The 24,763-nt window shown below is 71.8% G+C and carries 23 protein-coding genes; 9 read left to right on the top strand and 14 right to left on the bottom strand.

Translation table 11 applies throughout. The features are described 5' to 3' along the window. Positions 1–86: 86 nt before the first annotated feature. Positions 87–803: an SDR family oxidoreductase gene (locus LUU90_RS08605; protein ID WP_275002968.1), complete on the top strand. Its 717-nt coding sequence runs from the start codon at positions 87–89 to the stop codon at positions 801–803. A 25-nt stretch (positions 804–828) separates the two neighbouring features. On the opposite strand, the gene LUU90_RS08600 is transcribed toward LUU90_RS08605, so the two are convergent. Continuing rightward, a complete protein-coding gene (locus LUU90_RS08600; RefSeq protein WP_275002967.1) occupies positions 829–1,992 on the bottom strand; it encodes a UDP-N-acetylglucosamine--N-acetylmuramyl-(pentapeptide) pyrophosphoryl-undecaprenol N-acetylglucosamine transferase in 1,164 nt (387 codons plus the stop codon). A gap of 170 nt (positions 1,993–2,162) precedes the next feature. On the opposite strand from LUU90_RS08600, the gene LUU90_RS08595 reads away from it, so the two are divergent. After that, positions 2,163–2,720 carry a hypothetical protein gene (locus LUU90_RS08595; protein WP_275002966.1) on the top strand — a complete coding sequence of 186 codons (558 nt, stop codon included), beginning with the start codon at positions 2,163–2,165 and terminating at the stop codon, positions 2,718–2,720. 90 nt (positions 2,721–2,810) lie between these two features. Here LUU90_RS08595 and LUU90_RS08590 read toward each other — a convergent pair whose 3' ends face one another. Both LUU90_RS08590 and LUU90_RS08585 read right to left on the bottom strand, forming a co-directional pair. Continuing rightward, entirely contained in the window at positions 2,811–3,554 is a 744-nt protein-coding gene (locus LUU90_RS08590) for a hypothetical protein (RefSeq protein ID WP_275002965.1), read from the bottom strand. Between the two features lie 158 nt (positions 3,555–3,712). After that, complete coding sequence (locus tag LUU90_RS08585) at positions 3,713–4,885, bottom strand: epoxide hydrolase family protein (RefSeq protein WP_275002964.1); 1,173 nt, start codon at positions 4,883–4,885, stop codon at positions 3,713–3,715. Positions 4,886–5,031: 146 nt separating this feature from the next. Between LUU90_RS08585 and LUU90_RS08580 the strand changes: the two genes are divergently transcribed. Further along, the gene (locus LUU90_RS08580) at positions 5,032–5,343 is read left to right on the top strand and encodes a helix-turn-helix domain-containing protein (RefSeq protein ID WP_275002963.1); all 312 of its coding nucleotides are present in this window, start codon (positions 5,032–5,034) and stop codon (positions 5,341–5,343) included. A gap of 53 nt (positions 5,344–5,396) precedes the next feature. Here the strand turns inward: LUU90_RS08580 and LUU90_RS08575 are convergent, their stop codons facing one another. From LUU90_RS08575 to LUU90_RS08560, 4 genes are all read right to left on the bottom strand, one after another. Beyond that, positions 5,397–5,984 (bottom strand): ClpP family protease, encoded by a 588-nt coding sequence (locus LUU90_RS08575; RefSeq protein WP_275002962.1) that lies wholly within the window; start codon positions 5,982–5,984, stop codon positions 5,397–5,399. Next, a complete protein-coding gene (locus LUU90_RS08570; protein WP_275002961.1) occupies positions 5,981–6,610 on the bottom strand; it encodes a ClpP family protease in 630 nt (209 codons plus the stop codon). Before LUU90_RS08570 ends, LUU90_RS08575 begins: the two co-directional genes overlap by 4 nt. Before the next feature lie 107 nt (positions 6,611–6,717). After that, positions 6,718–7,320, bottom strand: a complete 603-nt coding sequence (locus tag LUU90_RS08565; RefSeq protein WP_275002960.1) for a response regulator transcription factor — start codon at positions 7,318–7,320, stop codon at positions 6,718–6,720. Then, a complete protein-coding gene (locus LUU90_RS08560) occupies positions 7,317–8,579 on the bottom strand; it encodes a sensor histidine kinase (protein ID WP_275002959.1) in 1,263 nt (420 codons plus the stop codon). Before LUU90_RS08560 ends, LUU90_RS08565 begins: the two co-directional genes overlap by 4 nt. Before the next feature lie 155 nt (positions 8,580–8,734). Between LUU90_RS08560 and LUU90_RS08555 the strand changes: the two genes are divergently transcribed. Continuing rightward, positions 8,735–9,289: a small multidrug efflux protein gene (locus LUU90_RS08555; RefSeq protein WP_275002958.1), complete on the top strand. Its 555-nt coding sequence runs from the start codon at positions 8,735–8,737 to the stop codon at positions 9,287–9,289. 4 nt (positions 9,290–9,293) lie between these two features. Here the strand turns inward: LUU90_RS08555 and LUU90_RS08550 are convergent, their stop codons facing one another. The 3 genes from LUU90_RS08550 to LUU90_RS08540 form a co-directional block, all read right to left on the bottom strand. Then, entirely contained in the window at positions 9,294–10,037 is a 744-nt protein-coding gene (locus LUU90_RS08550) for a fumarylacetoacetate hydrolase family protein (RefSeq protein ID WP_275002957.1), read from the bottom strand. Positions 10,038–10,215: 178 nt separating this feature from the next. After that, on the bottom strand, positions 10,216–10,929 hold the full coding sequence (locus tag LUU90_RS08545; RefSeq protein WP_275002956.1) for a hypothetical protein: 714 nt from the start codon (positions 10,927–10,929) through the stop codon (positions 10,216–10,218). A gap of 88 nt (positions 10,930–11,017) precedes the next feature. Then, on the bottom strand, positions 11,018–11,785 hold the full coding sequence (locus LUU90_RS08540; RefSeq protein ID WP_275002955.1) for an IclR family transcriptional regulator: 768 nt from the start codon (positions 11,783–11,785) through the stop codon (positions 11,018–11,020). Between the two features lie 134 nt (positions 11,786–11,919). Here LUU90_RS08540 and hutH point away from each other — a divergent pair, with 134 nt between their 5' ends. The 5 genes from hutH to hutI all read left to right on the top strand — a co-directional run bounded on the left by hutH (position 11,920) and on the right by hutI (position 19,477). Further along, positions 11,920–13,572, top strand: a complete 1,653-nt coding sequence (hutH, locus tag LUU90_RS08535; RefSeq protein ID WP_275002954.1) for a histidine ammonia-lyase — start codon at positions 11,920–11,922, stop codon at positions 13,570–13,572. A 25-nt stretch (positions 13,573–13,597) separates the two neighbouring features. Beyond that, a complete protein-coding gene (gene hutU, locus LUU90_RS08530) occupies positions 13,598–15,271 on the top strand; it encodes a urocanate hydratase (RefSeq protein ID WP_275002953.1) in 1,674 nt (557 codons plus the stop codon). Further along, entirely contained in the window at positions 15,268–16,779 is a 1,512-nt protein-coding gene (locus LUU90_RS08525) for a Zn-dependent hydrolase (RefSeq protein WP_275002952.1), read from the top strand. Before hutU ends, LUU90_RS08525 begins: the two co-directional genes overlap by 4 nt. 83 nt (positions 16,780–16,862) lie before the next feature. Then, positions 16,863–18,263: a formimidoylglutamate deiminase gene (locus LUU90_RS08520; protein ID WP_275002951.1), complete on the top strand. Its 1,401-nt coding sequence runs from the start codon at positions 16,863–16,865 to the stop codon at positions 18,261–18,263. After that, positions 18,260–19,477 carry an imidazolonepropionase gene (gene hutI / locus LUU90_RS08515; RefSeq protein ID WP_275002950.1) on the top strand — a complete coding sequence of 406 codons (1,218 nt, stop codon included), beginning with the start codon at positions 18,260–18,262 and terminating at the stop codon, positions 19,475–19,477. Before LUU90_RS08520 ends, hutI begins: the two co-directional genes overlap by 4 nt. 80 nt (positions 19,478–19,557) lie before the next feature. Here hutI and LUU90_RS08510 read toward each other — a convergent pair whose 3' ends face one another. The 4 genes from LUU90_RS08510 to LUU90_RS08495 form a co-directional block, all read right to left on the bottom strand. Continuing rightward, a complete protein-coding gene (locus tag LUU90_RS08510) occupies positions 19,558–21,402 on the bottom strand; it encodes a glycoside hydrolase family 35 protein (protein WP_275002949.1) in 1,845 nt (614 codons plus the stop codon). Between the two features lie 96 nt (positions 21,403–21,498). Beyond that, positions 21,499–22,842 carry an ABC transporter substrate-binding protein gene (locus LUU90_RS08505; RefSeq protein WP_275002948.1) on the bottom strand — a complete coding sequence of 448 codons (1,344 nt, stop codon included), beginning with the start codon at positions 22,840–22,842 and terminating at the stop codon, positions 21,499–21,501. 70 nt (positions 22,843–22,912) lie between these two features. Next, entirely contained in the window at positions 22,913–23,842 is a 930-nt protein-coding gene (locus LUU90_RS08500; protein ID WP_275002947.1) for a carbohydrate ABC transporter permease, read from the bottom strand. 3 nt (positions 23,843–23,845) lie between these two features. Further along, entirely contained in the window at positions 23,846–24,763 is a 918-nt protein-coding gene (locus LUU90_RS08495) for a carbohydrate ABC transporter permease (protein WP_425596214.1), read from the bottom strand.

Below are 24,763 nucleotides of genomic sequence, written 5' to 3'. Positions count from 1 at the left end.
AGGCTACTCTTTGATACCTGGCGAGTATCACAGCGTACTGAGGTGGTCTTGGACGCCGGGCACGCTGGACGCCGAGCATGGCTGGTGTGAACAACACGAAGACCGCGCTGGTCACCGGCGCGAACAAGGGAATCGGCTTCGCTATCGCACAGGGTCTCGGGGCGATCGGTTTCAGGGTCGCGGTGGGAGCCCGTGACGACGTCCGGCGCGAGGAGGCGGTCGAGCGACTGCGGGCGGAGGGCATCGACGCGTTCGGGGTCGCCCTCGACGTCACCTCCGACGACAGCGTCATCGCGGCGGCGGAGGCGATCGAGCGGACGGCGGGTCGGCTCGACGTGCTCGTCAACAACGCGGGCATCGGCGGCCGGACCGACGGCGGCGCGCAGGACCCGACGACGCTCGACCTCGACGTCGTCCGCACCGTCCTCGAGACGAACGTGCTCGGGGTGGTCCGGGTGACGAACGCGCTGCTCCCACTGCTAGGCCGCGCGAGCTCGCCGCGCATCGTCAACATGTCGAGCAACATGGGCTCGCTGACCCTGCAGACGGGTCCGGCGATGGCCGCCTACGCGCCGTCGAAGTCGATGCTCAACAGCGTGACGGCGCAGTACGCGCGCCGGCTCGCCGACACGAACGTCCTGGTGAACGCGGCCTGCCCCGGTTATGTGGCGACCGACTTCACCGGCTTCAACGGGTCGCGGACGCCGGAGCAGGGTGCCGCCATCGCGATCCGGCTCGCGACCCTGCCGGACGACGGGCCGCGGGGTGGGTTCTTCGACGAGGCCGGGGTGGTGCCGTGGTGAGGTCGACTGCGAGCACTGCGCGGCCCTAGGCAGGCCGCGCCACCTCCAGCAGCACGTCGACCAGCCGGTCAGCAGCATCAGGACGCCCGTGCTCCCGGGCGGCGTGAGCCATCCGCTCGCGCCGTCCGGCGTCCGACAGCAGCGGCCTGAGCGCCGCCCGAAGGTCTCGCTCGTGGATGTCGCCCTGCAGGGTGACGGCCGCTCCCAGGTCCTGGAGCCGGCGGGCGTTGTGCGACTGCTCGTCCCCGGCCGCCGACGCGAGCGGCATCAGGACCGACGGCTTGCCCAGCGCGGTCAGCTCCGCGATGGTCCCGGCGCCGCTGCGGGAGATGACGACGTCGGCGAGGGCGAGCACGTCCGGCAGCTCGGCGCCGACGAACCCCAGGACGCGGTAGCGGGCGGCCAGCTCGGCGGGGAGGGTGGCGGTGCGGTCGAACATGTCCTGGAGGTTGTTCGGCCCGCACTGGTGGATCACGTTCGCGTGCTGGAGCAGCCAGGGCAGCGCCTCGGCGACGACAGTGTTGATCTGGACCGACCCCTGCGCCCCACCCGTCACGTACAGGACCGGCAGGTCCGGGTCGAACGAGTCCAGGCCCAGCGCGTCGACGGCCTTGAGCGGCTCGCCGGACAGGACCTCGGCGCGGACCGGGTTGCCCGTCACGACGGCCCGCTCGCGCACGTTCTCCGGCAGCAGATCGAGGGTCGACGGGGAGGAAACCGCGACGCGCGTCGCGCGCTTCGCGAGGAGGCGGTTGGCCAGTCCCAGCCGCACGGTCTGCTCGTGCACCACGAGCGGACGGCGGCCCGCGGCGAGCCCGATCGGGACGGCGACGTAGCCGCCGGTCGACAGGATCACGTCGGGCTTGAACTCGGCCACGATCGACCTGGCCTGGGCGACGCCGAGCGGCACGCGCGCCATGTCTTTCATGTTGGCCGCGGTCAGCATGCCCAGCGGGTTGCTCGACCGGCGGATCTTGCCCGTGGCGACGGTCACGAACCGGATGCCCTCGGACGCCGTGACCTTGGCCTCCAGGCCGTCCGCGGTGCCGGCCCAGAGGACGCTGACGGCCGTGCCTTCCGCGGCGAGCCTGGCCTGCAGGGCGCGGAGCGTGGTCAGCGCCGGATAGGTGTGACCGCCGGTCCCTCCACCGGTGACGAGCAGACGGAACTCGCGCGGGCGTGAACTCACGAAGACATCTCCCAAGACGGCAGGGGGTGGGCGCGGGTCAACTGTAGAGGATCCAGGGGGCGGTGGACTTCGCGGTTGTGGTCGTGGGAACGCGTGTGTAGGCGTCTCGCTGAGGCAGCCCGGATCGGGCATATATCTCATGCCGATTCGCACAGCCCTAGAGTTCGGCTATGGATGCTGGTCTTGCTGCCGTTCTTGGCGCTGCTCTGGGTGTCGCAGGCACGCTCGGAGCCTCCGCGCTCGCTGCGTGGAACGCTCGCGCGGACCGCGCCGAACGGAAGGTTGAACGGGAAGCGCAGCGAGAGGAGCAGAAGGCGTCCCGATGGCTGGAGACGCGACGTGTCACCTACGCGGCGTTCGCGACGACGCTTATGCGAGTCATCGACGTGAATTACGCGCGGATCGCAGACCTCGAGAACGGGTCGTCGCCGCAGTTCCCCGCACTTCTCGACAAACCCGGTGACCTGCCGTCAGCCCTGACCGATCTACAAGACGGTTTGCAGATGATCGAACTTGTCGCTCCGCCGCCCATCGCAGACCTCGCGCGCAACTGTTTTGACTGGGCCTATGACGTCGAGTTCTCGGTGCGAAGACTTTCGGCAGGACTGGGCGACTTAACAGGTGAGGATCGAGGAAAGACGCTCAGGCTTCTCCACGAGAAGTGTGACGGGACGCTCGACCTGTACCACGACGTACTCAGCCTGATGAAGAGGGACCTCCAGCAGTAACGGCCGTCCGCACAGCCCTGCGGAGACGCTCAAGTCCTCCTCGGCCCGGGGACGAAGCGCCCGAGCAGTCGTCGAGGGCCCAGACGGCCCTCATCGGTCCGTGGGGGCCAGCACCAGTTCCCGCTCCGGATACACCGCGACGTCCACCAAGGTCCGCTCGCCGAGCGACTCGTCCAGCTCGACCGTGAACGGTGTCGGCGGGTTGGACGGGCAGTTCTGCCCGTCGCCCGGCAGGGGCTCGACGGCGACCACGACCTCGACCCGATCCTCGCGCTCGACCAGCCGCTCCAACGTCACCCGGCCGTCGGCGGGCTTGCCGCTCGCGCACGCGGCCTCCGTCACGAGCAGATGCACCGTTGCGGACGTGGGGTCCGGCGAGTTGTCGGGGTCGAGCGCCACTATCGCGCCCCCGAGATCGCCCAGGTCGTAGCGCAGCGCGCAGTCACCGTGCCGCCAGAGCTGCCAGCCTTCGCCGCCCTCTTCGGTCTGGTCGGTCCACTCGATGCCCAGGAGCTCGTGCGTGCGCCGCTCGCCGTCGTCGCTGTCGCGCGGCTCGGGCAGCTCCCGGATCAGGTAGACCTGCGTGCTGGTCTCCGTCAGCACACGCCACTGTTCCGGGTCGACGTCGGGAACGCTCGCTCCCTCCAGCGCCGCGGCCGCTTCCGGGCCGAGCTGGTCGGCGGTTGCGCCGTCGGCCAGTACCGACGCCGGGACCGGCGTGCCCTGGCAGAGGTACTCGCCCGACGCGCCACCAGCAGTTCCCGGTTGGGCGCACCCACCGACCAGCACCGCCAGGGCGACCGCCCCGCTCTGCATCAGCCTGCTTCGTCGCATCTCGGCTCCTTGGGCACGGCCGCGTCAGCGGCGTCTGCCCGGAGTATGTCCCGAACCGCTCCGGCCTTGCAGACCATCCGACGGCAGCGATCCGGCGTCAGGCTGCCCTGGCTGTCCACCGGCAGCCCGTCCCCTGTCAGCCGGCACCCAGCCGCAAATCACCGACGCGCAGCCAAGACCGCCGTCAGCCCTTCCCGCAGATCCTGGACGAAGTACTCAGGCACCTCCAGGGACGGGAAATGTCCCCCGGCCTCCGGCGTTCTCCAGCGCACGATCTGCCGGTACCGCTCCTGTGCCCACGGGCGCGGGCACTTCTCGACGTCGCGGGGGTACATGGTGAGTGCTGCCGGGACGTCGACGCGGAGCTCGGGATCGAGCGAGTTGTGGCTCTCGTAGTAGATCCGGGCCGCCGATGCGCCGGTCCGCGTCAGCCAGTACAGGGTGACGTCGTCCAGGACGCGGTCCCTGGAGATCGTCTCGAACGGGCTGTCCTCGGTGTCCGACCACTCGGCGAACTTGTCGAGGATCCAGGCGAGCAGCCCGACCGGTGAGTCGACGAGCGAGTAGCCGATGGTCTGCGGCCGGGTCGCCTGCTGTTTCGCGTACGCCGCCCGCTTGCCCCAGAAGTCGCGGGTCTCCTCGACCCACGCGCGCTCGACCGCCGTCAGCCCGTCGACGGTCAGTCCGGGCGGTGCCTCCGCGAACGTGGTGTGGATGCCGAGAACGTGCTCCGGGAACCGGCCGGCGAGAACCGTGGTGATGCTGCCTCCCCAGTCACCGCCGTGGGCCAGGAACCTGCCGTAGCCGAGCGTGCCCATCAGCTCCACCCAGGCGGCGGCGATCTTCTCGGTTCCCCAACCGGTGGTGGCCGGACGGTCGCTGTAGCCGAAGCCGGGCAGCGACGGGACCACGATGTGGAACGCCGGCGCGTTCGCATCCTTCGGATCGGTCAGCTCGTCGACGACGTCGATGAACCGAACGACGCTGTCCGGCCAGCCGTGCGTCAGGAGCAAGGGCGTGGCATCGGCGCGCGGCGACCGGCGATGCAGGAAGTGGATGCCAAGACCGTCGATGGTCGTGCGGAACTGACCGATCTGGTGGAGACGCTCCTCGAAGGGCCGCCAGTCGTACTCGGTGCGCCAGTAGCTCACGACCTCCACGAGATCGGAAAGGGGAACACCCTGTTCCCATCGGCGGGGGCCCGGCTCGGCGGGATGGACCGTCTCGGGCTCCGGCAGGCGCGCCGCGGCCAGCCGTGCGCGCAGATCGTCGAGGTCGGCCTCGGGTGCGTGGGCTTCGAATGCTTGCACGTCACTGGTCGGACGGGGCATGAGACCTCCTGGCCATCGTGGAACCGGGCAGCGAACCGGCGCGAACCGGCTAAGACCGTTCTAACAGTTGTTCCGGGCACGCCGCACCGCTGCTGCTCTCAGCAGAAGCGCCGCCGTCGGCCGGACGGTCGGTCCTACGCTCAGGTATGACCGAAAAACGAGAGCCGCTGTGGCGGCACATGGTCGGTGAACGCCTGAGGCACCTGCGTCGCGTGCGCGGCGAGACCATCGACCAGACCGCCCGTCGCGCCGGGATCTCGCCGCAGTACCTGTCGGAGATCGAGCGCGGCGTCAAGGAGCCGTCGAGCGAGATGATCGCGGCGGTCACCGGTGCGCTGGACGTCACGCTGGTCGACCTGGTCGCCGGCGTCGCGGACCGGCTGACCGCCGTGCGCGAGACCGTGCGTGACACCGTGCGGCAGCCGACCGTGCGGGCGGCGTTCGCGCTCGCGGCGTGACTCCCGGGCCTGCCGGGCGGTAGGCCTGCCGGGCCCAGGAGTCACGCTCGGGCTCATCGCTGTTCGATCACGTTGTCCAGAAGGCCGTAGCCGCGTGCGGCCGTGGCCGTGAAGATGCGGTCACGGTCGGTGTCGGCGCGCAGGGTCTCGACGCTCTGACCCGTGTGCTGGGAGAGCGCGACCTCCATGTCCGCACGGATGCGGACCACCTCGTCCGCCTGCAGGATCAGGTCGGGGATCGCGCCGCGCCCCTGGGCGGCGGGCTGGTGCAGGATGACGCGTGCGTGGGGGAGCGCCGCACGCTTGCCCTCGGCCCCAGCGGCGAGCAGCACGGCGCCGACCGCCACGGCCTGCCCGACAACGGTCGTCGCCACCTGGGGCCGGATGTACCGCATGGTGTCGTAGATGGCCATCCCGGCGCTCGGGTCCCCGCCCTCGCAGTTGACGTAGAGCTGGATGTCGCTGTCCGGGTTGCTCGACTCCAGGTGGATCAGCTGGGCGATCAGGGCGTTGGCGACGCCCGCGTCGATCGCGGTGCCGAGGTAGATGATCCGCTCGGAGAGCAGCTGGGAGTAGACGTCCATGATCCGCTCGCCCCGAGGGTGCGACGCGATGACGTTCGGGATGGTGTAGCTGCTCATCGTGCGTTCCTCTCGGCGACGGCGCTGAATCCGGTGGGCTGGCGGTCGCGCGGCCGGATGCCCTCGAAGCTCCGCACGATCGTGTCGATGAAGCCGAAGTCGAGAGCCTCGTCGGCCGTGTACCAGTGGTCGTGCAGCGAGTCGTCGAAGATCCGCTCGATCGGCTGGCCCGTGTCCTCCGAGATCAGCCGCAGGACCGTGTCGCGGGTGTGCCGCAGGTCGTCCGCCTGCAGCTCGATGTCGACGGCGGTGCCCGCGATCCCGGCGGAGCCCTGGTGCATCAGGACGCGCGAGTTCGGCAGCGCACGGCGCTTCCCGTGGGTGCCCGCCGAGAGGAGGAACTGTCCTGCGCTGTAGGCGATGCCCAGCACGAGCGTGGAGACGTCGTTGGGGATGGTTCGCATGAGGTCGCGGATCGCCAGCATCGCCGGCACCGATCCGCCGGGGGAGTGGATCCACAGCTCGATGTCGGACGACGAGTCCTCGGTGGCCAGCGCGATCAGCTGTGTCATCAGGAGCGTCCCGTTGTCGTCGTCCAACGGTCCGTCCAGGACGAGGACGCGTCGCTCGTAGAGCTCGCGTCGTGAGTTGTCGCCGAACATCGGCGCCTTCGGTGCATCAGTCATGACCTCACCGTGCACCTCGTGAGGGGCGCTACGGGGCTGGATCTGCCGTGGGCAGCCCTGCTCTCAGCAGCGCGGCTCAGAGCAGCGAGGTCACTCGGGCAGCGACGTCAGATCCAGCCGCGTTCCTCCGCGAGGTGCACCGCCTGCTGGCGGGAGTCGACGGCGAGCTTGCCGAGCACGGCGGAGATGTGGTTGCGCACGGTGCCGGGTGCGAGCGACAGGGTGCGGGCGATCTGGCCGGTGGTCTCGCCGCGCCGCCCGGCGCGCAGGACGTCGAGCTCGCGGTCGGTCAGCGGCGAGCGTTCGTCGCTCAGGGCGTCGGCGGCGATCTCCGGGTCGACGTACCGGCCACCGGCCGCCACCCGGCGGATGACTGCCGCGACCTCGTCGGCGGAGCGGGACTTCGGCAGGAACCCGGCAGCCCCGGAGGCCAGCGCGCGCCGCAGGACGCCGGGCCGGGCGTGGCGGGTGACGATCACGCACCGGGTCGCCGTCGTGCGGTTCAGCTTCTCGGTGACCTGCACGCCGTCGAGGTGCGGCATCTCCAGGTCGAGCAGGCAGACGTCCGGCTTCAGGCGTTCGGCATAGGCGACCGCCTCCGCGCCGTCGGCGCACTCCGCGACGACGTCGATGTCCGGTTCCAGGCGGAGCAGCGCGGCCAGCGCGGACCGGATCATGCCCTCGTCGTCGGCGAGCAGCACACGGATCATCCAGCAACCTCTTCTTCCGCAGGTGCCTCGTGGGCAGGTCTGTCTTCGGCGGGGACCGTGACGACAACGGTGAATGTCTCGCCCTCGCGCCGCACCTCGAGGTCGCCGTCCACCTCGGCCGCTCGCCGGGCGATCCCGTCCAGGCCCGCACCGCCCGCGCTGCCTGGCAGGTCAGGGACGTCGGGGACGCCGGCGACGTCGTTGGCGATCTCGTAACGCCACGAACCGTCGGTGCGGGTGAGGGACAGGCGGGCCCACCGGCCACCGCCGTGGCGCAGCACGTTGGTCGTCGTCTCCCGGATGACCGGTCCGAGAGCGGACGCCGGGGCGAGCGACGCGTCGGGGTCGACCGTGGCCTCGGCCTTGGTGCCGGCGGCACGCAGCAGGTCCACCGCGTTGGCCAGCTCGTCCCGCAGCGGGACGGAGCGGAAGCGGGTGGCCAGGTCGCGGGTGCCCTGGCGGGCGTCGTCCACGCTGGCGCGTGCCGCGCGCAGCTGTTCCATGCCCGCCTCCGGGTCGCGGGGCATGAGGCGCTCGGCGAGCTCCAGCTGGAGGGCGACGACCTGGAGATGGTGCCCCTGCAGGTCGTGCACGTCGGTCGCCAGGCGGAGCCGTTCCTGGGTCGCCGCGAGCTTGGCCTCCGAGGCGCGAGCCCGGTCGAGCGCGACGAGCACGTCCCACCACCACAGCGAGGAGACGGTGACGACCGGAAGGATGACGGCGAAGACCGCCAGCTGGACCCAGCTGGTGCTGTTGTCGTCCGGGAGGTTGACGCGGAAGTCGATCACCACGAGCGCGACGAGCAGGGCCGTCGCGGCCAGCACCAGCCGGAACCGCACTCCCGGCGGCCAGTTCAGCAGCATGGCGACCTGCAGCACTGGTGCGAGGCTCACCACCCAGGACTCGGTCACGAGCCCGACCGTGAGCCCGTAGGCCACAGCGATCAAGAGGGGCGCGAGATGACGCCGCCAGATCAGCAGCGGCGCGTCGACCGACCGGCGCCTGTAGTCGAGCAGCGGCGTCAGCGTCGAGAGCCACCACAGCAGGGCGCCGATTCCCACGGTGACGATCGCGACGGTGCCGGCGTCGGCCTCGGCGGCAGCGACCACCGAGAAGAGGACGACCGACAGCTCGAAGAACAACACGCTCAGTGCGATGTACCACCAGGTGACGTTGATGCTCCGGGTCAGCCGCAACGTGGTGCTACGGGCTTCCGACGCCGCGGATACGGTGGCGGCGGGCTCGGGCAGGCGGCTCATCCGCCCAGGTTACGGCCATGACAGATGTCACGGGTGGAGCGTGGGAAGGGCCCGGACGGAGGTGACAGGCAGGCACTTCTGGACTGCGCTCTCAAGCGGTGGACTGGAGTCAGTACCGGGGACCACCCCACGTCCTACTCTGACAGGAGCACACCATGAGCCTCATCGAAACCCTGCAGGACCTTGTCGGGCAGGTGCCCGAGGTCGTCCAGCCGCTGATCGTCGCCGTCGCGGGAGCCATCCCGTTCGTCGAGGGGGAGGGCGGGGTGGCGATCGGGATCATCGGTGGGATCAACCCGGTCGTCGCCGCGATCGCCGCGATGGCCGGCAACTTCCTGGTCGTGGCCGCGCTGGTGCTGCTCAGCTCGGGTGCGCGCAACGCCGTCGTGACCCGGCACCGCGAAAAGGTCCTGGCCCGGGACGGTGCTCCGGTGCACGTCGGGTCCACGCTCGAGGTACCGCCCGGTGAGAGGCCGGACAGCCGGAGCGCCGCGCGCCGGGCGAAGTTCCAGCGTGCCTACGAACGTTACGGCGTCCCGGGCGTGAGCCTGCTCGGCCCGCTGCTGCTGCCCACCCACTTCACGGCCACGATGCTCGCTGCCTCCGGCGTCGGCAAGGTCCGCATCCTGATCTGGCAGGCTGCGGCGATCATCGCCTGGACCACGCTCACCGCCCTCATCATCAGCGGCGTCATCAACGCCGCCGGCTGATCGCTCACAGACAGGGCGTGACGAGCCGCGCCCCGGCGACCGTGATCTCCACGAGGTCTCCTGGCGCCACCGTGAAGTGGGAGTGCGGCGCACCCGTCATGACGACGTCGCCCGGGCCGAGATCGACCCACGAGGTGACGTAGGCGAGGCATGCGGCGATCGACGACGGCAGCTCGTGGCTCCCGGTCGCGGCACGCTCCTCACTGTTGACGGCGACGTGCAGGTCCACCCGGTCGAGATCGACGTCGGTCTCGACGAACGGCCCGAGCGGGGTGTAGCCCGCGCCGCCCTTGCCCTCGAAGTTCCGCACGTCGACGGCGTTCCGGTCGGGGTTGGTCACGTCGTTCACGGCGGTCACGCCGAGGACGTACTCGTGAGCGTTGTGCACGTCCAGCCCCTCGGTCGGCCGGCCGATGACCACCGCCACCTCGCCCTCGGCGATGACCCGGCCCACCTCGCGCCGCAGCCGCACCCCGGTGCCGCTCGGCACGACGGTGCGGGAACTCTTGAGCCACGCCTGCACGGGCAGCGGGGCGTCCGGCCCGTTCTGGGCGATACCCACGAGTACGCGTGGCTCGCACGGGGCGAGCACCTCGGCCTGTGCGGCCGGTACCGGGGTCGCGCCCGTCGGACGCGGCTCGCGACCGGCCGCGAAGGCGACAAAGGGGTCCTCGCACGCCAGGTACGTGTCGCCGTCGGCCCGCGCGTAGGTGGGCCCGTCCGTCGTGGCGATCCGGGCGATCCGCATCAGGCGACTGCCGTCAGGTCGAAGAACTTCATGTCAGCGCACTGCTCCCTCTGTCGTGGCCGCCCGCGATCACCGCCGAGAGCTCTCTCGCCCTCGCGATGCCCAGGCGATGGTGCCGGTTGCCGAACGGCTCGGGCAGCATCGCACATCGGGGGCCGGCCGATCATGCTCGCGGCCCTCATCGACGCAATCGCCGTGTCGTGGTGCGGGTGACATAGGTGATCGCGACGGCGAGCAAGCCAACAAACGTAGCTCCACTGACCGTGGCGGCAACGGTCCAGTCAATCAGCGCAGCGTCCAGCAGCAAGGTCAGCTGGAAGTTGATGAATGCGCCGAGGGCGATAGCCATAACGGCCGTCCGGAAACCCGGGCGGGGCCGGTCTGCTGTGCCATGACTCGCCGCGCCAGCAACCTCTACGTCGACATTCTCGAGGACATCGCCGTACTTGAGGGATGCGACCATGCCGTCGGTGACGACGGTGATGGTGAGGCGATTGCCACGCTTGATCAGCTGAGGTGGGAGGAGGACGGTGGGTTGGGCTCCAACCATCGCCGCATGCGCGTTGTCGGAGCCGACCGCGACGATTCGCACGGTGCTGCCTTCGAGCCCGTCGATCCCGAGTGCGAGTGGCTGCTCGGCGTCGAACGCCCTGGACGAGATGTCGATCGCGCCGATGTTCCGAATGGCCACGGTCAGCACATGAGGATCACTGACGACCGTGCCCTGGAACGAGACGTCCAGGTCCACCGTCGTGCTGCTCACCAACGGGTTGACAGCCCATTCGATGGCGAGGCGTCCGCGCCTGGCCCCGTACCGCCGTGTCATCGCGAGCGCGGCGACCCCGAAGACGACCGCGATGACCACACTGACCCAGCCCGCATCCCAGCTCATGCGCGTACGGTCTCGCACTTGGCGTGACTTTGGGCCGAGACGCGCGGATAAGTCCGGCTCACCGGGTTCCCAGGTTTCGCGATGATGCTCACCGCGCTCCCAGCCGCCGGCTGACCTCCTGCGCCGCACGGGTCGCCTGCTCCGCCAGCCCGGCTCGCCCGGCGTCGTCGTAGGCCTCCGAGCGGAAGGTCACCGCCAGCCCGGCCACGGGCCGTCCCGTGTGGTCGACCACGGCGGCGGCCACGGAGGCGAACCCGGCGGACACCTCGCCGTCCTCCACCGCGAACCCCCGGGCCCGCGCCTCCCGTAGCACTGTTCGTAGCTCCCGCAGGGTGCCTGGCCCGGCGCCGGTGAGATCCGTGAACGACCCCGGCGTCGGGTACAGCGCCCGGACCTGCGCCGGGGGCAGCAGCGCGAGCACGGCCCGCCCGCTGGCGGTGAGATGGCTCGGGAGGTGGACGTCGACGTCCGTCACCAGGGGCGGGCGGCCCGCCGCCCGCTGCTCCACCAGGTACAGCACCTCCCGGCCGTTCAGGACGGCGAGGTGCCCGTTCTCCCCGGCGGCCTCCACGAGGCGGGCGACGACCGGCGCGGCCAGCCGGGTGAGCGGCGCCTGCCGGGTGTACGCGCTGCCCAGACCGAGGGCGGCCACGCCGAGACCGTAGCGCCGCTCGTCGGGGAAGTGCCGCACGAACCCCTCGTCGCCGAGCACCGACAGCAGGTGGTAGACGCTGGACCGCGGCACGCCGATGCCGTGCGCGATGGCGCCCGCGGGCACCGGCCCGGGCTGCGCCGCCAGAAAGCTGAGCAGCCGCGCCGTCGTGCGGGCGGCGGGAACGCTGCTGCTGCCTGCCATGGCTCCCTCCTGCGTCCGGCGGTGGTGGGTGGTGGGGTGGCCGACCCCCCGCCACTTCAGTGCCGTCTTGTATCCCAGACCCTATCCGTCCGGGCGGGCGTGCCAGCAGGGGTACCGCGGGGTTCTATGAGCGCATGAGCACCCTGCACCACGAGGCCCCGCCGCCGGCCACCCGCCCGGCCGACCGGGACCTGCCACAGCACGTCGTCCTGGACGGGACGCCGCTCACCGTCGAGCAGGTCGTCGCTGTCGCCCGTTACCGAGCCGCCGTCGAGATCCACGAGGACGCTCTGGCCAGGATGGCGACCAGCCGCGCCGTCATCGACGACCTGGCGCACGACACCGTTCCGCACTACGGCGTCTCCACCGGCTTCGGGGCGCTGGCTCGCCGGCACATCCCCACCCTGATGCGGGCCCAGCTCCAGCTGAGCCTCGTGCGGTCGCACGCGGCCGGGTCCGGTCCCGAGGTCGAGGCCGAGGTGGTGCGTGCGCTGCAGCTGCTGCGCCTCGCGACGCTGGTCACCGGACACACCGGCGCCCGCCCCGTCACCGCGCAGACCTATGCCGCGATGCTCAACGCCGGGATCACCCCGGTGGTGCACGAGTACGGGTCACTGGGATGCTCCGGGGACCTCGCGCCGCTCGCCCACGTCGCGCTGGCCGCGATGGGGGAGGGGCGGGTGCGGGTGCTGGGCTCGGGGGCCTCGACGGGCTCGACCAGCGGTGGGAGTTCGACCAGCGACGTGGATGCCGCGGAGGCGCTTGCCTCGGCCGGGATCGACCCGCTCGTGCTCGCCGAGAAGGAAGGGCTCGCCCTCATCAACGGCACGGACGGCATGCTGGGCATGCTCTGCCTCGCCATCCACGACCTGCGGCGTCTCCTCACCACCGCCGATGTCGCCGCGTCGCTCAGCGTCGAGGCCCTGCTCGGCTCGGATGCCCCGTTCGCCGAGGACCTGGTCGGCATGCGTCCGCACCCCGGCCAGGCGGCGTCGGCGTCGAACATGCGGCAGATCCTGGCGGGCTCGCCCCTCATGGCGAGCCACCGCGAGCTGGACGACGCCGGAAACCCCGCGTGCACCCGCGTGCAGGACGCGTACTCGCTGCGCTGCGCACCCCAGGTGCACGGCGCCGCCCGCGACACCCTGGAGCACGCGGCCACCGTGGCGGGCCGGGAGCTCGCGTCCGCGATCGACAACCCGGTCGTCACCGCCGACGGACGGGTGGAGTCCAACGGCAACTTCCACGGCGCTCCGGTCGCCTACGTCCTGGACTTCCTCGCCATCGCGGCCGCCGACCTGGCGAGCATGAGCGAACGGCGCACCGACCGGTTCCTCGACGTCTCGCGCTCCGAGGGCCTGCCCGCGTTCCTCGCGCACGACCCCGGTGTCGACTCCGGGCACATGATCGCCCAGTACACGGCCGCGGGGATCGTCTCGGAGATGAAGCGCCTGGCCGCGCCCGCCAGCGTGGACTCCATCCCGAGCTCCGCGATGCAGGAGGACCACGTCTCCATGGGCTGGTCGGGCGCCCGCAAGCTCCGCCGGTCCGTCGACGGGCTCACCCGGGTGCTCGCCATCGAGGTGCTGACGGCCACGCGCGCCCTCGACTTCCGCACGGAGGCCCCCGCGGCGGGCACGGGCGCGGTGCACGACGTCGTCCGCGCCGTGGTGCCCGGTCCCGGACCGGACCGGTACCTCGCGCCGGAGATCGAGCACGTGGTCCAGCTCGTCGCGGACGGGCGCATCACGACGGACGCCACGGCCGCCGTCGGCCCGCTGCACTGACCCCCACGACCAAGGAGAGACACTCATGGAGAAGCTTGACCGGGGGACCCCCGTCGCCGTCCGGGCGCCGCGCGGCACGACCCTGACCGCCCGCAGCTGGCAGACCGAGGCCCCGCTGCGCATGCTGATGAACAACCTCGATCCCGAGGTGGCCGAGCGGCCCGACGACCTGGTCGTCTACGGCGGCACCGGCCGCGCCGCGCGGGACTGGCCCAGCTACCACGCGATCGTCCGCTCGCTCACCGACCTGCGCGACGACGAGACGCTGATGGTGCAGTCCGGCCGCCCCGTGGGTGTGCTGCGGACGCACGAGTGGGCGCCGCGCGTGCTCATCGCGAACTCCAACCTCGTGGGGGACTGGGCGACGTGGCCCGAGCACCGTCGCCTCGAGCAGCTCGGGCTGACGATGTACGGGCAGATGACCGCCGGGTCCTGGATCTACATCGGGACGCAGGGGATCCTGCAGGGCACGTACGAGACGTTCGCTGCGGTGGCGGCGAAGAGATTCGATGGAACGCTGGCGGGCACCATCACCCTGACCGGCGGCTGCGGCGGCATGGGCGGCGCCCAGCCGCTCGCGGTGACACTCAACGGCGGCGTCTGCCTGGTGGTCGACGTCGACCCGGCCCGCCTGCACCGCCGCGTCGAGACCCGCTACCTCGACGTCGTCGCCTCGTCGCTGGACGAAGGGGTCGAGCTGGCGCTCGCGGCCAAGAAGGAGCGTCGCGCGTTGTCGGTGGGCGTGGTCGGCAACTCGGCGGACGTCGTGCCGGAGCTGCTGCGCCGGGGCGTCGAGGTCGACATCGTCACGGACCAGACCTCCGCGCACGACCCGCTGTCCTACCTGCCGTCCGGCGTCGCGCTGGAGGACTGGGCCGCCGAGGCCGAGAAGGACCCGGCGGGGTTCACCGACCGCGCGCGGGAGTCCATGGCGCGGCACGTCGAGGGCATGGTCGGCTTCCAGGACGCGGGCGCCGAGGTGTTCGACTACGGCAACTCGATCCGCGACGAGGCCCGCCAGGGCGGATACGGCCGGGCGTTCGACTTCCCCGGTTTTGTGCCCGCCTACATCCGGCCGCTGTTCGCGGAGGGCAAGGGCCCGTTCCGCTGGGCCGCGCTGTCCGGGGACCCGAAGGACATCGCCGTGACGGACAAGGCGGTCCTCGACCTGTTCCCCGACAACGACCACCTCGGCCGCTGGATCCGCGCCGCCCAGGACCGCGTCGCCTTCCAGGGGCTGCCCGCCCGCATCTGCTGGCTCGGGCACGGCGAGCGCGACGTCGCGGGGGTGCGGTTCAACGAGCTGGTCGCGTCGGGCGAGATCTCCGCACCGCTCGCGATCGGGCGCGACCACCTCGACTCCGGTTCGGTCGCGTCCCCGTACCGGGAGACCGAGGCGATGGCGGACGGGTCCGACGCCATCGCCGACTGGCCGCTCCTGAACGCCCTCATGAACACCGCCTCCGGCGCGACGTGGGTCTCCATCCACCACGGCGGCGGCGTCGGCATGGGGCGGTCGCTGCACGCCGGCCAGGTCTCGGTGGCCGACGGCACGCCGCTCGCCGCGGAGAAGCTGGCCCGGGTGCTTGCCAACGACCCCGCGACCGGAGTGCTGCGGCACGTCGACGCCGGGTACGACGACGCGGTGGCCGCCGCCGAGCGCGGCGGGCTGCGCGTCCCGATGCGGGAGACGCCGTGACAGCGACCACGGCTGGCGCGACGGGGGTGGGGCGCCTGCTCGGGGCGATCGCCGACGTCGGGCGGGCGCCGTCGGGCGGCTACGAGCGGTTCGCGTGGACCACGCACGACCTCGCGCTGCGCGAGTGGTTCGCCGCCGAGGCCGCAGCGCGGGGCCTGGCCGTGGTGACCGACCGTGCCGGCAACCAGTGGGCGTGGTGGGGCGACCCGGATGCCGACGGGCCGGGCGTCGTGACCGGCAGCCACCTCGACTCGGTGCCTGGCGGCGGCGCGTTCGACGGTCCGCTCGGCGTGGCGAGCGCGTTCGCGGCGCTCGACGCCCTGCGTGCCGCGGGCGTGCGCCCGGAGCGGCCGCTCGGCATCGTGAACTTCTCCGATGAGGAGGGCGCCCGGTTCGGGCTCGCCTGCCTGGGCTCGAGGGCCGTCACGGGCACGGTGCCCGCCGACCGGCTGCTCGCCCTGCGCGACGGCGCCGGCCACAGCCTCGCCGACGTGCTGGGGCGGGTCGGGAACGAGGCGCATCGTGGGGCGAGCGTGCCGGGACCGGTCTCGACGGGCTCGGCCACCGGCGAGGGCGGGGTCTCGACCAGCTGGCTCGAGCACTACGGGCGCGACGACGAGGCCCTCGCCCGCGTCGGCGTCTTCGTCGAGCTCCACGTGGAACAGGGCCGGTACCTCGCCGATCTCCCGCCCGGTGAGGAGGCCCCCGTCGCCGTCGGCGCCGCGATCTGGCCGCACGGCCGCTGGCGCGTCGACCTCGCGGGCGAGGCGAACCACGCCGGCACCACCCCGCTGGCCCACCGTCACGACCCGATGCTTGACCTCTCCCGGCTCATCACCGACGTCCGCTCGGCCGCCGAGCACGCGGGGGCGCTCGCCACGCTGGCCAAGGTCCAGGTCGAGCCGAACGGCGTCAACGCGATCCCGTCCCGGGTCCGCGCCTGGATCGACGCCCGCGCGGAAACTGAGAACACGGTCCGCGCGGTCCTGACCACCCTGTCGGGACCGGCAGCCGCGCCGAACGTAGGGCCGGTCGCCGGAACGGGCCTCAGAGAGCGACCAGGCCTACGTTCGGATACCGGAGAGCGACCACGCCGACGCTCGGCAGGGCCGGCCAGGTCAGCCGGGTCAACCGGGGGATGGGGGCTGGTTCAGGAGTCCTGGACGCCTGCCACGGTGTTCGACCCGGTGCTCGCGGCGCGGCTCGCGGACGTCGTCGGGAGGCCGGGTTCCGACCTGCCCGCACCTGTGATCGGTACGGGCGCGGGGCACGACGCCGGGATCCTCTCGGCGGTCGGCGTGCCCACGGCGATGCTGTTCGTCCGCAACCCTACGGGCATCTCCCACTCACCGGCCGAGCTCGCGGAGGAGGCCGACTGCGACGCCGGTGTCCGCGCCCTGACGGCCGTCCTGGCGAGCCTCCTGACGGAGCCGCCCCTCCCGGAGGCCCCCGGCACGGAAGCCCCTGGCACGGAGGCCGATCGACCGGCCAGTCCACGACCTCTTTGAGGCCAAGGTTTCTCCGCTTTGAGCCGTCCGAAAGCGGAGAAACGTAGGCCTCGAAGGGGAGTACGAGAGCGAGAGGAGAGACGATGACCTTCTGGTGCGAGCGGGCCTGGCTCCCCGGGGACGACGGGCTGCCGGGCGGGGTCGCCGGGTCGGTGCGGGTCGAGACCGACGGCGGCCGGATCGTCGCGGTCGAGGTCGGCGCCCCGGCGTCCGACGGCGACGTACGGCTGGGCGGCCTCGTGCTACCAGGCCTCGCCAACGCGCACTCGCACGCGTTCCACCGCGCGCTGCGCGGCCGGACGCACGCGGACGGCGGCTCCTTCTGGACCTGGCGCGAGGACATGTACGCGCTGGCCACGGCCCTGACCCCGGAGCTGTACGAGCGGCTGGCGCGCGCCGTCCTCGCGGAGCTGGCCCTGGGCGGCACGACGGCCGTCGGAGAGTTCCACTACGTGCACCACCGCGCCGACGGGACGCCCTACCCGGCGTCCGACGGTGGGCCGAACGCCATGGCCGAGGCCGTGCGCTCCGCCGCGCGCGACGCAGGGGTGCACCTCACCCTGCTCGACACCTGCTACCTGCACGGCGGCCTCGGCCCCGGCGGTCACGAGCCGCTCGCACCCGAGCAGGCGCGCTTCGGTGACGGGACCGTCGAGGCGTGGGCACGGCGCGTGGACGCGCTGCGCTCCGCCTGGGCCGACGACGACCGCGTGCTCGTCGGCGCGGCCGCCCACTCGGTGCGCGCCGTCGCGCCGCCGGAGCTCGCGGAGCTGGCGCGCTGGGCGCGGCAGGCCGGAGCGCCGCTGCACGTCCACCTGTCCGAGCAGCCCGGGGAGAACGAGGCGGCGCTCGCGGCCTTCGGTGTCACCCCGACGCGGCTCCTGCACGACGCCGGAGCGCTCGGCCCCGGCACCACCGCCGTGCACGCCGTGCACCTGACCGACGACGACGTGACGCTGCTCGGCAGCTCCGGCACGGGCGTCTGCCTCTGCCCGACGACGGAGCGCGACCTCGCCGACGGCATCGCCCCCGGTCTCCGGTTGCTGCGTGCGGGCAGCCCGCTGTCGGTCGGCACGGACCAGCACGTCGGCGCCGACGTGCTCGCCGAGGCGCGCGGCGTCGAGGAGCACGAACGCCTCGCCGCCGGGCGGCGGGGCGCGTTCCCGCCCGCGACGCTGGTCGACCTCGCGACATCGGCCGGGCACGCCGCGATCGGCCGGCCGGCCGCCGGGCGGATCGCCGTCGGGGCACCCGCCGAGCTCGTGGCGATCCGCCTGGACACGGTGCGCACGGCGGGCACCGACCCCGCGCAGGTGGCACTGGCCGCAGGTGCCGCCGACGTGTCCGACGTCGTGGCGGGCGGCGAGCTCGTCGTCCGCCACGGTGAGCACCGCGTGGGGGACGTCCCACGGATGCTCGTGGACGCGATCACCGAGATCTGGGCCGCCGCCGGCCGGGACATCACGAAGGAGACCAGGACATGAGCATGCTGCTGACCAACATCGTCGAGCTGGTCACCAACGACCCGGCCCACGGCGACGGGCTCGGCATCGTGCCGGACGCCGCGGTCGTCGTGCAGGCCGGCCGGATCGCCTGGACGGGGCCCGCGGTGTCGGCGCCGTCCACCGACGCCGCGGTGGACCTCGGCGGGAGGTGCGTCATCCCGGGCTTCGTGGACTCGCACTCCCACACGGTGTTCGCGGGCGACCGAGCCGCGGAGTTCGCCGCACGCATGACCGGCGAGCCGTACACAGGCGGCGGCATCGCCACCACCGTCGCCGCCACGCGGGCGGCGAGCGAGGACACCCTGCGGGCGCGCGGCCAGGCACTCGTGCGGGAGATGCTCGCGCAGGGCACCACCACCGTCGAGATCAAGAGCGGCTACGGCCAGGACGTCGTCACCGAGTCCCGCATGCTGCGGATCGCCCGGGAGCTCACGCCGGAGACGACGTACCTCGGGGCCCACACGGTCCCCGCCGAGTACGCCGACGACCGTGCCGGGTACCTCCGTCTCGTGACCGGGCCGATGCTCGCCGCCTGCGCGCCCCACGCCCGCTGGGTCGACGTGTTCTGCGAGCCCGCCGCGCCCACCGCGTTCGACGAGGACGAGTCCCGCGCCGTGCTGCGAGCCGGACTGCGAGCCGGCCTGCTCGCCCGGGTGCACGGCAACCAGCTCTCGGCCGGCCCGGGAGTCCGGCTCGCGGTAGAGGTCGGAGCGGCGAGCGTCGACCACTGCACCCACCTGACCGACGCCGACGTCGACGCACTGGCCGGTTCCTGGGGTTCGGGCCCCGGGCCGACGGCGGGCGGCGGCGGCCCCGGCCCCGGCACCGTCGCGACCCTGCTGCCCGCCGTCGAGTTCTCCACCCGGTCGCCCTACCCGGATGCGCGCCGGCTGCTCGCGGCAGGTGTTCCCGTGGCACTGGCTACCGACTGCAACCCGGGCTCCGGCTACAGCTCGTCGATGTCGTTCGTCGTGGCGCTCGCGGTGCGTGAGATGCGGATGAGCCCCGCGGAGGCGCTCTGGTCGGCGACTGCGGGCGGGGCGGCGGCCCTCCGGCGGGACGACGTCGGCCACCTGCGCGTCGGTGCCCGCGCCGACCTGACGGTCCTCGACGCTCCCAGTCACACCTACCTCGCCTACCGCCCGGGGGTGCCTCTGGTATCAGAGGTCTGGAAGGACGGGAACCGCGCCTGACGCTCACCTTCCCGGTGCCCCGGACCTCGACAGGCTCGGCCACCGTCCCGTTGTTCAAGCCTGTCGAGACCCCCACACCCCTACTGCTCGGTGACGCCCAGGTCCGGTCCGCTCACGAACGATGCGCGCCTGCTCGCCGCCCCGTGCAGCTCCAGCAGCACGAGCTCGTTGCCCGTGGCGCGCACCAGAGGTCCCGGCACATACAGGGTGTGCGTGGGCCCGAGGCTCCAGTAGCGGCCGAGCAGCTCTCCGTTGACCCAGGCCAAGCCCTTGGTCCAGCCGTCGAGGCGCAGGAAGTGGTCGGCTCCGGCCACGGAGTCGAACGTCGAGCGGTGCACGCCCGCCACGGCCGCGCCGCCGGACGGGGTGCCGCCCTGCGCCGCGGTGGCCGACGCAGCCGACGCCGCCGCTTCCGCCGCATCAAGCGCCGCCCGCAGCAGCGCCGGCGCGTCCTCGACGCGCAGCGCGCCGGCGCTCCACTCGTCGAGCGTCCGCACCGCGGTGCGCACCGGCCCGATGATCCCCTTGGGCTCGCCGATGCGGCGTCCGTAGTTGACCCGTCCCTGGTCCTCGACGAGCAGGGTGAGCTCCCCCGCCCGGGCCGGGAGCGCGACGGCGAACGTGTGCGAGCCGCGGTCGAGCACGCCCACCTGCTCGCCGTCGACCAGCACCACCGCGCGGTCGCGCACCTCGGCGACGCTCAGGACCGCGTCGTCGGCGCGGAGATCGGTGCGGTAGACGGCGAAGCCCGACCACAGCTCCAGGTCGTCGGTGGTCGGCACGTGCGAATACGTGTGGAGCTCCTCGCGGAGCAGATCCGGCAGGACGTCGGCGAGGGGCACGTGCGAGGTGAGCTCGACGTCGAGCTCGGGAGCGGACCCGGCGGCCACACTCTCCGCACCCGCGCTCAGCTCGTCGGCCGACGCCACGGGCAGGTGCCGCGCGATCACGTCGCGCATCGCCCAGTACTTGGCGGTCGGCGTGCCGTCCTCGGCGAGCGGCGCGTCGTAGTCGTACGACGTGGCGATGGGCCGGTAGATGCCCTTGTCGTTGGCGCCGCTGGTGAGCCCGAAGTTGGTGCCGCCGTGGAACATGTACAGGTTCACGGAGCCGCCGGCCGCGAGCAGGTCGTCCAGGTCGGCGGCGTTCGCCTCGGCGGGCGCCAGGTGGTGCTCGAGGCCCCAGGAGTCGAACCAGCCGTTCCAGAACTCCATGCACATCAGCGGCCCGGTGGGCTGGTGCCTGCGCAGCACCTCGAACCGCTCCGTGGTGCGCGACCCGAACGTCGCCGTCTTGTGCAGCTCCGGCAGGCCGCCGCGCTCCAGCATCTCGTCGTTCGCCTGGTCGCAGGTGAACAGCGGCACCTCGATGTCCTGGCCGCGCACCAGGTCCACGAGCGCGCGCAGGTACTTCTGCCGCTCCGGGAGCGGGTCGTCGCCGTAGGCGCCGTACTCGTTCTCGACCTGCACCATCAGGACGGGCCCGCCACGCGTCACCTGACGCTCGGCCACCAGCGGCAGCAGGCTCGCGTAGTACTTGCCGATCGCGTCGAGGAAACGCGGCTCGTGGCGGCGCACGCCGACGGTGCGATCGGCCAGCAGCCAGGCGGGGAGCCCGCCGCCGTCCCACTCCGCGCAGATGTAGGGTCCGGGCCGCACGATCGCGTGCAGGCCCTCCGCGGCCACCAGGTCGAGGAACCGGCCCAGGTCACGCCGGCCGTCGAGGTCGAACACCCCGGGCTCGGGCGCGTGGAAGTTCCACGGGACGTACGTCTCGATGGTGTTCAGGCCCATCAGCCGGGCCTTGCGGATGCGGTCGGCCCACTGGTCGGGGTGCACGCGGAAGTAGTGCAGAGCGCCACTGACGACCTGCATCCGCTCGCCGTCGAGCAGGAAGTCGTCGGGTCCGATGTCGAACGTGGGCATGTGTGGGTTCCTCGGGAGCTGTCGTGACTGGGGGAGACACGGGGACGACGGCGGGAGGAAGCCCCCGCCGTCGTCCCCGGTTGCGTGCGGGGTTGCTTACTCGCTGACGGTGAAGCCCTGCTCGTTGCCGTAGCCGACGATCGACTCCTGCCAGGCGGCCAGGCCGTCCGACAGGGACGTCGAGCCGGTGTACGCCTGGCCGGCCGTGTCGGGGAAGACGCTGTTCGCGTAGACCTGGTACGGCAGGTACTGCCAGCCGGACACGACGCTCGTGGCCGACTCCGAGAGCACCTCGTTGATCTTCTGACCGCCGAAGTACTCGGACTCTTCGGCGAGGAACTCCTCGTCGGTGAGGTCGGCGAGCGTAGCCGGGAAGTTGCCACCCTCGAGACGCGTGGCGACGCCGTCGCCCGCGTTCGCGTACTCCAGGAAGCCGTAGGCCAGCGCCTTCTTGTCGCTCGCCTCCGAGATCGACAGCGCGGAGCCGCCGTTCTCAGCGGTCTCGCCGGCACCGGCGGTCCACTGCGGCATGGGCGCGACGCGCCAGTCACCCGACGCCGGAGCGGCGCCGGACTCGAGGTTCGCGGGCATCCAGGCGCCCGTCACCAGTGCGGCGATCTCGCCGTTGCCCAGGCCCTGGAACCACTCGTCGGACCAGCCGGGGACGTCGGCGAGGAGGCCGTCGTCGATCAGCTGCTGCCACATCTCGGTCCACTTGGCCGAGCCCTCGTCGGCGAGGTCCACGGTGACGTCGGTGCCCTCGACCTGGAACGGGTGGCCACCGGCCTGCCAGATCATCGACGTCGCGAACCCGGCGTCACCGTTGTCGGACGTGATGTACGTGTTCGGGTCGTGGTCGTGGATCTTCTTGGCGGCGTCGGCGAACTCCTCCCAGGTGGCGGGCACCTCGACGCCGGCCTCCTCGAACGTCTTCGCGTTGTAAAACAGGGCCATCGGGCCGGAGTCCATCGGCAGGCCGAACACGGCGTCGCCGTCGGTCACCGCGCCCCACGGGCCGGGGGAGTAGGTGTTCTCCAGCTCGCTCGCGCCGAGGGGCGCGAGATCGGCCAGGGACTCGCCGATGGAGAACTGCGGCAGCGCGTAGTACTCCATCTGCGTGACGTCGGGCACGCCCGAACCCGCGCTGATCGCGTTCTGCAGCGCCACGTAGTGGTCGTTGCCCGTGCCGACGTTCGCCATCTCGACGTTCACGTTCGGGTACTCGGCCTCGAAGTCCTCGACGACCTGGTCCAGCGTGGGCTCCCACGCCCAGACCAGCAGGTCGCCGCCCTCCTCGAGCGCGGCGGCGATGTCTGAAGGCGACACGGCCTCCGCCGCGGCCTCGTCGCCGTCGGACCCGGACCCGCACGCGGTCAGGGCGAGCGCCAGGGCGCTCGCGGCGGCGAGCGCGCCTACGGCGCGGTGGTGGCGGATGGTCATGGTGGTTCCTCTCACTTCTTCGTCAGGCGGATCAGGTCTCGGTACAGCCGGGACAACCGTGCGGAAGTGCTCACTCCTTGACGCTGCCGGCGGCGAGACCCGACTGCCAGTAGCGCTGCAGGAGCAGGAAGACCGCGATGAGCGGCAGGATCGTGAGGAGCGCGCCGGTGATCACGAGGTTGAAGATCGCCTCGCCGCCGGCGGTGGTCGCCTGCTGGTTCCACGCGTTCAGGCCCAGGGTCAGGGGGTACCAGTCCGGGTCGCGCAGCATGATCAGCGGCAGGAAGTAGTTGTTCCAGGTCGCGACGACGGTGAACAGCAGCACCGTCACGATGCCGGGGGCCAGCATGGGCAGGGCGACCTGGAAGAAGGTGCGGGCCTCGCTGGCGCCGTCGATCCGGGCGGCCTCCATGATCTCGTCCGGCACCGCGTCGGCGGCGAACGTCCACATGAGGTAGAGCCCGAACGGCGAGATCAGCGACGGGATGATCACCGACCAGGGCGTGTTCGTCAGACCCAGGTTCGCGAACATCAGGAACGTGGGCACGGCCAGGGCGGTGCCCGGCACGGCTACCGCGCCGATGACGACGGCGAACACGGCGCGTTTGCCGGGGAAGTTGAACTTCGCCAGGCCGTAGCCGCCGAGCAGGGCCAGCAGGGTGGCGCCGCCCGCGCCCAGCACCACGTACATCAGGGTGTTGAGGAACCAGCGGCCGAACACGCCGTCGTTGTAGGTCAGGACCCCGGTGAGGTTGTCCCACAGGGCGAAGTCGCCGCTGAACCACAGGCCGAACGAGCTGAACAGGTCGGGCTGGGTCTTTGTCGCGTTGATCAGCAGCCACACCAGCGGGATCAGCGCATAGATGCCGACCAGGGCGGTCAGAACGGTGAGCAGGACGCTGCGCGTGGGCCGGGCGTGCGAGCTGCGGCGGTTCCTGATGCGCGGGCGGGACCGGTGCGCCTTCACGGTGGGCGGGGTCAGCAGGGTGTTGGTGCTCATGGCTCAGGCCTCCTTGCGCATGCCGCGCAGCTGCACCACGTAGGCCACGAGCATCGTGAGCACGCCCATGATGATCGCCACCGTGGCCGAGTAGTTGTACTGCTGGCCGGAGAAGGACAGCGAGTAGGCGTACAGGTTGGGGGTGTAGTGCGTCGAGATGTAGTTGGGCGACAGCGCCTGCAGGATGCTCGGTTCGTTGAACAGCTGGAACGAGCCGATGATCGAGAAGATGGTCGCCACCACGAGGGCGCCGCGGATCGCGGGGATCTTGATCGCGGAGATCACCTGCCACGGTCCGGCGCCGTCGATCTCCGCCGCCTCGTAGAGGGAGGCCGGCACGACGCGCAGCGCCGAGTAGAAGATCAGCATGTTGTAGCCGACGAACTCCCAGGTCACGATGTTGCCGATCGCGGGGAGCACCAGGGCGGAGGCGAGCGGGTCCGGGATGCTGGTGCCGAGCAGGTCGTTGATGTTGCCGACCAGCCCGAACCGCTCGCCGTACATGAAGCCCCACATCAGCGCGGCGACGACGCCGGGCACCGCGTACGGCAGGAAGATCGTCAGGCGGAAGAAGTCGCGTCCGTAGAGGCGGCCGCTGTCGATCGCGAGGGCGACGAGCAGCGAGATCCCGAGCATCACGGGTACCTGGACGAGCAGGAACAGCGTGACGCGGCCGACGCCGTCCCAGAACTGCGGGTCGCCGAACGCCCGGGCGTAGTTGGCGAAGCCGACGAACGACGTGCCGCCCACGAGCTGGGTCTGGAACAGGCTGAGGTACAGCGAATACACGATCGGCGCCAGGAACACCAGGGCGAACACGATCATGAACGGGCCGACGAAGCCCCATCCGGTCCAGCGGGAGCGACGTCGCATCCGTCCCGTGGTCCTGGGCACGGCCGAAGGCGATGCGAGCGTGGTCAA

Origin of the sequence: Promicromonospora iranensis (assembly GCF_028994775.1) — a bacterium.
GTDB classification, from domain to species: Bacteria; Actinomycetota; Actinomycetes; order Actinomycetales; family Cellulomonadaceae; genus Promicromonospora; species Promicromonospora iranensis_A.
The sequence above is the reverse complement of the archived record's forward strand: the minus strand, read 5'-3'. Positions and strand labels throughout refer to the sequence as shown.